The following is a 10,937-nucleotide window of genomic DNA, read 5'->3' on the forward strand; positions in this document are numbered from 1 at the left end:
TTATGAATTCTTAGTTATTAATAAAATTTATAACGTTCGTCCTGAATATCAGCGTGTTCTTTTATAGCTTCTGTAATGCCATAGCTTACCTGGCTATTAGCTTTTTGCTGAACTTGATCTCTGTAAGTTGCGTAGTCAGCAATTTCAGGAGCAATTGTTTTATTTTCCATTTTGAATACGATAACTCCATTCTCGCCTTCTATTGGAGCGCCTGTTTCACCAGATTCCAATGCAAATGCTGCACCTACTGCTTTCGGGTCAAAACCTACACTTGGTATGGAGGTAGCACTTAGCTGTAAAGCACTGCTGCTATACACATTAGCATCGTCACCATAAGCTGCTGCTTTCTCATCCAGCGTTCCTGAAAGGCTACTTAACTTATCTGTTATCACTTTGGCTTTCGCCTCTTTTCTGATGATTACACCAATTTCGTTCTTAACCATCTCAAATGGTTTTGTTCCTTCTTCTACTTCGTCAGTCATAACAGCTACTACATACGCTTCATCAAGCTCATATACTTCAGAAACTTCACCTTCAGAAGCATCAGAGAATACCCACTGTACAATCTGTCTTGCATCACCTAATGTTCCAACTCTTCTGTCATTTGCCTTTAGGTTGTTTGCTGTCATAACTTGTACTGAATCTGCCGCAGCTTGTGATTCAAAAGATTCTAAATCATCAACACTAGAAGCAAAAAGATCTGCCTTTGTAAATGCCTCGTTGATCGTTTCATCACCTGGTAGAATTTCTCTTGCAACAGTTGCCACTTTATAAGCGGTATTTGTTTTGGTTTCCGTAACATTAATGATGTGATAGCCAAACTGAGTTTTAACTAAATTATTAATCAACCCTTTTTCATTGGCGTTGAATACAGCTTCCTCAAATTCAGCCACCATTTTACCAGTGCCAAACCACCCAAGATCTCCACCTCTTGATGATGTTCCATCAGTACCATGCTCTTTTGCCATTTCAGCAAAGTCAGCACCATTTTTAATGTCATTTAAGATACCTTGTGCTTTAGCTTTTGTCTCATCATCATCACCTTTTAAAAGGATGTGGCTGGCCTTAGCATAGCTTACAGAATCTTCATAGATATCTGTGATTTTATAAAGTTTAAACCCTTCAGCATCTAAATAGGGTCCTCTAACATCACCTTTAGAAAGGTTGCTGATGTTAGCCTTCAATTGTACAGGTAGGTTACCAGGGTTGTAGTTTCCAAAAGAAGTTAAGTCATCAGAGTTCAAACTAGCGAAAACAGAATCATTTTCAGCAGTTTTAAAATCATCTACTAATTGTAGCAACTCTTCTTTTACAAACGCAGTATCAGCTGCTGAAGGAGTGATGTCAAATGCCACATATTTTAACGATCTTGTTGCCTCAATTTTGTATCGGTCTTTATTCTTATTGTAGTATTCTTTCATCTTGCTATCGTCAAGCGAGATAAGAGAATCACTTACAGTATAATATGGGATGTATAAATACTTTACTTCCGCTACGTTGTTTTGAGCTTGATACTCTCTCTGAGCCTCAGCTGTAGTAACGTAGTTAGTTTTTGTCAATAGGTTTTCGTATTTCAACCTAACTCTGCTTTGAATTAATTCATTTTTGAACACTTCCCATCGCATTCTAGCATTAGCATCTAATGATGGAAGTTGTTGCAAGTATGTCATGAATTGGTTTCTGTCGTACTCACCAGTTTCAGGGTTTGTGAATGCCTGCTCTAAGCTAGGGTTAATGTTTTTACCCTGAAGCATATCCCAGATTTCATCGTCAGTTACCTGAACACCCACCTCATCATACTGCTTATCGAAAGCATATTTTGAGATTAATAGATCCCAAGCCTGCTGTCTAAGCGTTGGACGCTCACGCTCCGTAGGCTGACGGTTAAAATTTAAAATATAGCTACTCTCACGTTCTTGTACTGTAGCCTGAAATTCTTTCAGAGATATAGTTTCGCCTGCTATCTCACCCACATCGTTGCCACCTCCCATAAGGCTAGAGTTTGGTCCTAGAAGGTCTGCAAGTACGAAAGACATAATTGCGATTGCTACTGCCGCAACTATGAATTTCCCCATCTTATTTCTCAGCGTATTTATTACTGCCATTTTGTTTAATTGATTACTTTCTAAAGTCTAAAAGAGGCGCAAATTTAATGAGTATATTACTAAAATCAAACAAAGTATTTTAGAGGATTAAAACTTTGTTTTTAGGCCAATTAACGGCTTTTATCTACCAATAATTTTACTGTATCAATTCTGATGTCGTTTGTGGTTTGTATAATAAAGGTATAATCTTCACTTTTCACCACATCACCAGCTTTTGGTAGGTCTTCAGTTAAAGATAGGATAAGCCCACCTAGTGTTTCATAATCACCAATAGGCAAATCCCAGTTGTATTTATCGTTCAAATAGTCAATCTCATGTCGTGCGCTAAACAGATAGGTATTGGGGTCAAGTTCTTGTTCTACCCAATCCTCATCGTCATGTTCATCTTGTATTTCACCGAAAATCTCCTCTATAATATCCTCAATACTTACTATGCCGGAAGTTCCACCAAATTCATCCACAACAAGTGCTAAACTTTTTCTTTCTGAGATAAACTGGATCATTAATTCGTTGGCCAACATTGTTTCAGGAACAATGATGATGGGCGTGAGCATGTTTTCTATACTCTTTGGTTTTTTAAAGAGCTCAAGTGAATGGCAATACCCAATTACATCGTCAATTGACTCTCTGTATACCAGTATTTTTGAATGACCGCTATCGATGAAGGCCTTTTTTAATTCTTCAATAGTATCTTCAATATCTACTGCTACAATCTCTGTTCTGGGTAGCATGCACTCCCTAACCCTAATAGATTTAAATTCAAGGGCATTATTAAAGATTTTGGTATCCACTTCTACATTCGTTTCCTCATCAGCCATTAAAGTATTCCTGATGTAGTTGTTTAAATCGGTCAGTCGAAATGCGGGCTTGTCTTCTTCATATTTTTGTCTTAATACTTTCGTGATAATGAATTTAGATAGAGAAACTACCAAAACTACAATTGGGTACATCAGCCTGTAAATGATATCCATTGGAATAGCAAAAATGGATAGCATCCAATTTGGGTTAAGCAAAAAGATACTTTTAGGAAGAAACTCTGCAGTAAAAAGAACAATAATTGTGGAAAGTACTGTTTGGGAAAACAGAATTATAGGCTCGTTCAGAAATATTTCAGGCAAGGAAGATCGAATGATTGGATCTAACAGCTTAGCCATATAAATACCATAAAGCACGAGTGCAAGAGTGTTACCTACTAATGTTGTACTTATAAACCTCGAGGCGTTTTGAATGAATTTTGAAACAATTCTGCCTGCGATTAAGCCTTTCTTGTTTTGAAGTTCAATATGCAGCCTATCGGCAGATACAAAGGCAATTTCTATCCCTGAGAAAAATGCAGAAAACATTAATGTAGCGATAATCGGAAGTAGAATGCTTGGATCCATTATTTATCGGACGACTTGTCTTTTGACTTGATCAATTGATATAAAAATAAAAGACTTATGGTTAACATGAAAATCCAGTACGAGTAAGAAAACCCTAAAGTAATGGTTTGGTGGATCGCAATGATAAATAATGCTACCACAGCCGAAAAAAGAAGGGTAGGGCCTAACTTATTCATCGAGATAAAATTCGCCCTCTGGTTGTTTTATGGTGTATTCCGATAAATCCTGCTTGGCATCTAACCCAGTACCATACAAAACCTGGTCAGGCAAGGTAATTTTTACAAACTTTTCTGTGTACATTCTTTCTTCTGAAGGCTTCCAGAATAGCTCTTCTGTATTGAGTTGCTCTTTTGTTTCAACATTTTTGATAACTACATCACCTCTGCCACGCCAATGATCTTCTTCTTTAAAATACTTTGCTTCATTGGCCTTTAACGTAGTTTTTAGTTGGCCTTCTTCATTATAAAACTCCAGGTACACACCTTTAGGAAATTCTTGATTTCCATTGGCAAATTGTTGAAGCAATGGGGTTACAAGTTTTACCCTTTTTGTGGCAGATTCACTTCTATAAAGTACCATGTCTGCCATTTCTTCAGTGGGCCCTTCATAGGGCTTTACTGTTTCTAACTCTTTATCTGTGTTTCCACAGCTAAAAAGAAAGGCAATAAATACTATTTTAATTGGTAGCTTCATATAGTAAAAGAGGCCTATGAATATTCAAAGGCCTCTTAATTTAATCAAATTATTAATTAGTCTCTGGTTCTTATTGTTGTAGTCTCACCAATCCAGCAGCCTACAGTAATCGCATCACCAGTGGTATAGTTGTAGGTAAATACTTCTTCTTTAGAAGGAAACTGGCCTTTAGCCTGTTCCATCATTTTAGAGTTACCTGCTTTTTCAAACATATCATAAGCAGCTAAGAAAACAGCTCTATCTTTAACGATGTCAGATTTACCTGCACAATCATCGAAGCTCTGGAAATAAAGTATTCCAATGGCACTGTAGGCATCTCTTTTAGTCGGATCCGCAGCCAATGCTTTTCTATACATTTCTCTTGCTGCCGAACCTGATCTCATAGTACCTAACTGAATGTACATATCTGCTTTATTGCTTGGATCATCAGTTAACTCAATAGCTTGGTTAAAGAATTTCTCAGCTTCAGCGTTGTTGGTACCCTTTAATTTTAGCGCTATATTTTTTGCTAAACCAAACTCAGGCTCTTTCTCCTGAATTTTTTTACCAGCCTCTAACCACAAAGGATCATCAGTACATTTGCCATTCAACATGAAGCCGAAGATTTTCTTAGCGAGCTTTAAGTCGCTAGGATTCTCTTTGAATTTTGGACCTAAATTAGTTCTCACAAAGTCACAGTCGATATTCACCACACTTACAAGCATACCATCAACCTTACCTTTGTAATCTTCCCACTTATCTTTTCTTGTACCATTAGCTATATTGTGATTAATAACTTCAGAAAGTTTGTCATATCTCTCCAAAATCTCGGCCTCAGAAAGGTTCTTTACATATTTTGCATTATTAACAATGGCACTCATGTAAGGCAATACAACATAGTAATCCAAATTATTTCCATTTAGCTCAAGAGCCCTATCGAAAAGCTCAAGAACTTTTGGTAATTCACTTACCTTCCTGGCATTTTGCTTATAGTTTTCATAAGCTTTTCTAATGATTACGTCCTTTTCTTCTCCACAGTACCTCACTCGCATATCGTACATCATCATTAGTGAGTCAAAGTACACTTCTTGCTTAGCTTCATCCTTGGTACTTTCCATTAAGCCTTTATAAATTTTCTCACCGTTGATGTAAATAGCTGTATTTAAATTCGGGGCGTTTTTCAAAATCCACATATGTGGTTTTTGGGCAGCCTTGAAATTATCGTTTCTTAATGCATCGGTGTACAACACATTTTTTTCTTCAGCGGTGGCTTTATCTTCAGGCCAATTCCAGTCGTTGCATTGTGCGCTAGCTAATCCTGTAGAAGCAGCAAATGCAGTTGTCAATAAAATGTGTTTAAAAATTGATCTTTTCATAATCGTTTTATTAATCGTATTTCCGTTTTATGAACCACTGGTCATTAAATGTAATGCCCAAGTATACTCTGTAATAGTTTTCTTCCAATATTGTTTTGTCAATTGATCCTCTTCTACCATAACGGAAGGCCATATCAAAACTTGAAAACCTTCCTGCTGGTAAAGACCATCCAAAGTTAATGCCAAAATCTTTAACCTGATTCATTTCCCCTTCATTATCAACCAAATAGGGGGTATTTTCATATGAACCACCTATTCTATAGGTTATACGTTTAATATAACTGGTTACTGAAGAGGGGTCTGGAGTCCATTCACCACCCAATGTAATTTTAAATGAATCGTCAAATGAGCCGTCAGAGCCATCAAATCGCTTGTATTCAGACCATTTTTGCATTTTAACATCCATACCAATCATCCATCTTAACCCTCTATTGAAAGATATACCTAAACCAATAGCCTGAGGAATTCTAACTATGCCGCTTTGATTGTCTATTAAAGTATCAGTAGCAATTGGAGGTCTATTATCTACGGTTCTGTCGAAGCTTTGGAATTTTTTAGCATTTACATCTGTACCTAAATCATACGTTAATCCGGCTTTGAACTTTACCTTGCTGTTAAATATGGAATCAGCGTTAAAAGCTAAGCCACCACTCAATAGAAAGTCTGAAACCGTTACTCTATCCGTTACTACGGGTGTATATACATTACCCACATTTTGTATGGTGTTTGAGAATTTCTTTTCAATTGAACTAAAAATGTAGGTAGCTTTTAAGCCTACAAATAGATATTTGTTTAATGCGACACCATTAGACCAGTAGAATTGATTGAAGCCACCCGTTCCTCTTTCCCTAATCTCTACTACATCATTGCTTCCTGTAACCACACTGGTGTAGGTGAAGTCGTAATTCACATTACTGTAAGGCATTAAACCTATAGATGTAGTCCAAATACCTTTTTTAACGGGAAAGGCTGTGACCAAATAGTTTAAGTTTCCGGCAGTATACTGTTCTTCAAGACTTTCGCTGGCTACAGTACGCTGACCACCAACAAAACCTGCTGAAAAAACTGTTAAAGAGTTGTATGGTAAAAGGGCAGGATTCATGTTATTGAGGTTCCAATAGTTACCATTGCTGATGCCTAATCCACCATTACCCTGATTATGCGCCTGGGCTAATTCTACAATATCACCGATACCATTAGCCGTAAAGGGGGATCTTGTTGCCTGACCCATTGCCGCGTTTCCTACTACACAAATCAATACTACCGCCAAAATACGGCTTGCTATTCTATGATACATTATACTGTAAAATCCCGTTTAAACCTTTCAAAACCAATTCAGGGGCTGCAAATATGCTAGCTTTGAGTTTGTTTTCAAAGAAAATGTAATCTCCACCACAAATTAGCACCTTTAACGGGCCAAATTTGTGATTGAAGTTCTCTATGAACCCATCAATTTCAGCCGCCATACCATTTGCAACCCCGCTTAATATTGAGTTTTTAGTACTATCGCCTACTAACTCTGTTGAACCTTCATTTTCAACCAACGGTAAATTTGCTGTGAAAGTATTCAATGCTTTAAATCGCATTGTTAACCCCGGAGAAATCGCTCCTCCCGGATACTGGCCATTAACGAGCACATCATATGTGATGCAAGTGCCAATATCTATCACTAAACAATTTTCATTAGGGTGGTTGAAATAAGCACCTGCTACCCCAGCAATTCTATCTAACCCTAGCGTTTCCGGGGTTTTATAGTTAATGGCAAATGGTAGCGGAGTTTTATGGCTCAGCTCCAAACAATTGCCATGTACTTTTTTTCGAATATTTGATGTAGAAATGCTGGATGAACTAATTATCGTATTCTGAATATCATACTCATCAAAAAATTTAGCAATGTCGTCAAGTTGTACAGGACGCATTACCTTTATAAGGTCATTATTAGTAAAAAGACCTACTTTGCCTGTAGTATTGCCAAAATCGATAACTAAATTCATAATTTGTACCTGTAAATCAAGGTAAGTTCTGAAAGGAGTGGCAAAGCTATGAAAAATAATTCAACCTATCGTGTGTTAGGCGTAATGTCTGGAACATCATTAGATGGCCTTGATTTGGCTATTTGCGATTTTAGCCTAGTTGGTGAGAAATGGGAATTCGATATTGTTGATTGTAAAACAGTAGATTTTCCAAAAAGCCTATATGAAAGTCTATCTTCTGCTACTGAAAATTCTGGCCTTGAGTTAAAGGAATTAGATAATCAATTAGGTGTATTTATCGGACAGCAATGCCATAAAATAACTCAAGGCCACTCGGTTGATTTCATAGCCTCGCATGGCCACACAGTTTTTCATCAACCAGAAAAAAGTATTACTCTTCAAATTGGTAATGGACAAATTATATCAGGCATTTGCAAGTTGCCAGTAGTTTATGACTTCAGAAGTTTGGATGTCGCTTTGGGCGGACAAGGGGCTCCACTCGTTCCGCTAGTTGATCAACTATTGTTTTCGGATTATGATTTCTGCCTAAACCTTGGCGGGATAGCCAATATTTCATTTGATCAAGCAAAAGAAAGAAAAGCTTTTGATGTGGTGCCATGTAATATGATATTGAACAAACTTGCCAATAAGCTTAATCAACCTTACGATAACGAAGGCAAGTTGGCGGCAGAGGGCAAAGTGATAGATGCCCTATTAAATAAATGGAATGAGCTAGAATATTACACGACCAATGGCCCAAAGTCATTGGGGTATGAATATGTGTCATCACACTATTTTTCAGATTTCGAACACTATGATATAAACGATCTTCTGGCTACAAGTGTGGAACATATTGTCGGACAATTAAAAATGTGTGTTCAAGACACCGAAAATTTCAACACTAAAATGTTGGTGACAGGAGGTGGTGCTAAGAATAAATTTCTGATATCGAAGCTAAATGAAGCTTTGCCCAAAGTTGACGTGGTTATTCCTGATTCTATGTTGATAGACTTTAAGGAGGCCGTTGCTTTTGCATTTTTAGGGGTGAAACGCGTGAGGGGCGAGGTAAATGTTTTGTCAAGCGTTACCGGTGCTTCCAGAGACTCATGTTCTGGAGTGGTAGTGGGTTTCTTAGGCTGAAAATTTTTGTAGTTTTGCCCGCCAAAGAAATTTAAAACGTTTACGATGAAAGAACTTCTCGAGAAATTTGAAAATAAAAAACCGGAAATTGTTTTTGAATGGAGCGACTCAGAAACCGAAGCTGAAGGCTGGGTTGTAATTAACTCATTACGCGGAGGCGCTGCAGGTGGTGGAACCAGAATGCGCAAGGGGTTAGATAAAAGAGAAGTAGAATCACTGGCTAAGACTATGGAAGTGAAATTCACCGTTTCAGGTCCTGCCATTGGGGGTGCTAAATCGGGTATCAATTTCGATCCAAGCGATCCTAGAAAAAGAGGAGTTTTGGAGCGTTGGTATGCTGCGGTGAAGCCTTTACTTAAATATTATTATGGAACGGGTGGCGATTTAAATGTAGACGAGATACATGAAGTAATACCCATTACTGAAGATGTAGGTGTTTGGCATCCACAAGAAGGGGTATTTAATGGTCACTTTCAGCCCAGAGAACCAGAATTGATCAATCGTATTGGTCAGCTAAGGATAGGTGTAATTAAAGTATTGGAAGATGAGAAATATTCACCATCACTGAAAAGGAAATATACTGTTGCTGATATGATTACTGGTTATGGTGTATCTGAAGCTGTACGGCATTACTATAACCTATGGGGTGGTAGTGTGCAAACAAAAAGAGCTGTTATTCAGGGCTGGGGTAATGTAGGCGCAGCGGCAGCATTCTATTTAGCTCAAATGGGAGTTAAGGTGGTAGGTATTATTGATAGAGATGGTGGAGTGATGAATGAGGAAGGTTACTCATTGGAAGAAATAAGAGAATTGTTTCTTAATCGTGATGGGAACAGACTTTCTACACCAGATATGATTCCTTTTGATGAAATCAATGAAAAGATTTGGGATTTGAATTTCGAAATATTCATTCCTGCAGCTGCTTCGAGGTTGATAACTAAAGAACAGGTAGATCGAATGATTGCCTCTGATTTGGAAGTGTTTTCATGTGGTGCTAATGTGCCTTTTGCCGATCCTGAAATCTTCTTTGGTCCGACCGGTTTATTCGCAGATAGTAACTTTTCTGTTATCCCAGATTTTATCGCAAACTGTGGTATGGCAAGGGTATTTGCTTATTTGATGGAGTCAGAAGTAGAACTTACAGATGAATCGATCTTTACAGATACTTCAGAAAAGATACGTATGGCATTAGAAAAAACGTTTAGAGCGAATAATTCTAAAACGAATATTGCGAAGACATCTTTTGAAATAGCATTGAAACAGCTGGTTTGATAATAACATAATAGTTCTAAAAAAGCTGACATTTGTGAAGGTCATTCAATCAATATTTGTTGCGTTAAGCTTTATAATTCTGGGATTTTTCCTTTGCGGATATTTAGCTTCCCTAACCTTGGAATACCCAAGTGGCTTGGCTGGCCCTGGTATAGTGGTAGGTACTGGTATGTTTGGTGCTGCCTTCGGCTTAATAACCTCGCTCATCATTCTTTCGAAATGCTCAGCAAAACGTGCGATGATTTTAGCAGTAACGGCATTAATTGTTTCTGCTCTCATACTACTATTGTTATGGAGAGCAAAACAAGCTAGAGAAGAGAAAAGAAAAGATGCTCAATTTTCCTTGATCTCTTATCAAAAGCGTGGTGAGACCATTTCAATGGGATTGGGTATGGCCAAACCAAACTTCTTTGAGAAGAATACTATCTATTTTTACCAACCACAGCTCAAAAAATCTGTTAACGAGCACTTACCGTTAGATAGTTTAGTGTTTCAGAGAACAGAATTAGGGTACACATTAACATACGCACCGCCATGGTTTTATCCTGAGTACATAAAATTGGATTATGATATTCTATTGATTAGGTGTATGTCTATTACAACAGATTGGGTTCAGGTAATTGTAAACAAACAAACGGGGAAAACTATGTGGATGAGTGTTCATGATTTAAACGTAGAGTTCTGGCCTTCATTCTTGTTAAAATGCCACTCCGTTAAAAATATTTCCACAAATAATCAATTAAGGGTGAAACCTCTTGGAAATTCAGCAGCAGTAAATCTTCAGGGTATTTATAAACCTGTTGAGATAAATTCTGATTGGATGAGAGTGGAAATTTACAATGATGGTTACCAGCTTTTGGGTGATGCCTGGCTGCGGTGGTATGAAAATGGTGAATTGCTCATAAATTATGAGCTCTTTAGTTAAAATTTAATGGCTTGTTAATTTTCATATTGAAAATTATTAAGTCAATTGTATACCTTTGGGGCTTCCACCAGTAACGAGCTTTTGACAAAAAG

9 protein-coding genes are annotated in these 10,937 nt (G+C 37.5%); 3 read left to right on the top strand and 6 right to left on the bottom strand.

Translation table 11 applies throughout. The features are described from left to right. Positions 1–17: 17 nt before the first annotated feature. From JR347_RS06565 to JR347_RS06590, 6 genes are all read right to left on the bottom strand, one after another. A complete protein-coding gene (locus tag JR347_RS06565; protein WP_205723252.1) occupies positions 18–2,105 on the bottom strand; it encodes a peptidylprolyl isomerase in 2,088 nt (695 codons plus the stop codon). Positions 2,106–2,215: 110 nt separating this feature from the next. Then, positions 2,216–3,487 (bottom strand): hemolysin family protein, encoded by a 1,272-nt coding sequence (locus JR347_RS06570; RefSeq protein ID WP_205723253.1) that lies wholly within the window; start codon positions 3,485–3,487, stop codon positions 2,216–2,218. A gap of 168 nt (positions 3,488–3,655) precedes the next feature. Then, positions 3,656–4,180, bottom strand: coding sequence for an LPS export ABC transporter periplasmic protein LptC (gene lptC / locus JR347_RS06575; protein ID WP_205723254.1), 525 nt, complete (start codon positions 4,178–4,180; stop codon positions 3,656–3,658). 56 nt (positions 4,181–4,236) lie between these two features. Further along, positions 4,237–5,535: a tetratricopeptide repeat protein gene (locus JR347_RS06580; RefSeq protein WP_205723255.1), complete on the bottom strand. Its 1,299-nt coding sequence runs from the start codon at positions 5,533–5,535 to the stop codon at positions 4,237–4,239. A gap of 10 nt (positions 5,536–5,545) precedes the next feature. Further along, a complete protein-coding gene (locus tag JR347_RS06585; RefSeq protein WP_205723256.1) occupies positions 5,546–6,832 on the bottom strand; it encodes a hypothetical protein in 1,287 nt (428 codons plus the stop codon). Further along, positions 6,822–7,529 carry a type III pantothenate kinase gene (locus JR347_RS06590; protein ID WP_205723257.1) on the bottom strand — a complete coding sequence of 236 codons (708 nt, stop codon included), beginning with the start codon at positions 7,527–7,529 and terminating at the stop codon, positions 6,822–6,824. The genes JR347_RS06585 and JR347_RS06590 overlap by 11 nt, the downstream gene beginning before the upstream one ends. Positions 7,530–7,577: 48 nt before the next feature. On the opposite strand from JR347_RS06590, the gene JR347_RS06595 reads away from it, so the two are divergent. The 3 genes from JR347_RS06595 (at position 7,578) to JR347_RS06605 (ending at position 10,845) form a co-directional block, all read left to right on the top strand. Then, on the top strand, positions 7,578–8,648 hold the full coding sequence (locus JR347_RS06595) for an anhydro-N-acetylmuramic acid kinase (RefSeq protein WP_205723258.1): 1,071 nt from the start codon (positions 7,578–7,580) through the stop codon (positions 8,646–8,648). A gap of 45 nt (positions 8,649–8,693) precedes the next feature. Beyond that, positions 8,694–9,920, top strand: coding sequence for a Glu/Leu/Phe/Val dehydrogenase dimerization domain-containing protein (locus JR347_RS06600; RefSeq protein WP_205723259.1), 1,227 nt, complete (start codon positions 8,694–8,696; stop codon positions 9,918–9,920). Between the two features lie 118 nt (positions 9,921–10,038). After that, positions 10,039–10,845, top strand: a complete 807-nt coding sequence (locus tag JR347_RS06605) for a hypothetical protein (protein WP_205723260.1) — start codon at positions 10,039–10,041, stop codon at positions 10,843–10,845. The last annotated feature ends 92 nt before the right edge of the window (positions 10,846–10,937 follow it).

It is taken from the genome of Fulvivirga lutea (assembly GCF_017068455.1).
Classification (GTDB): Bacteria; Bacteroidota; Bacteroidia; order Cytophagales; family Cyclobacteriaceae; genus Fulvivirga; species Fulvivirga lutea.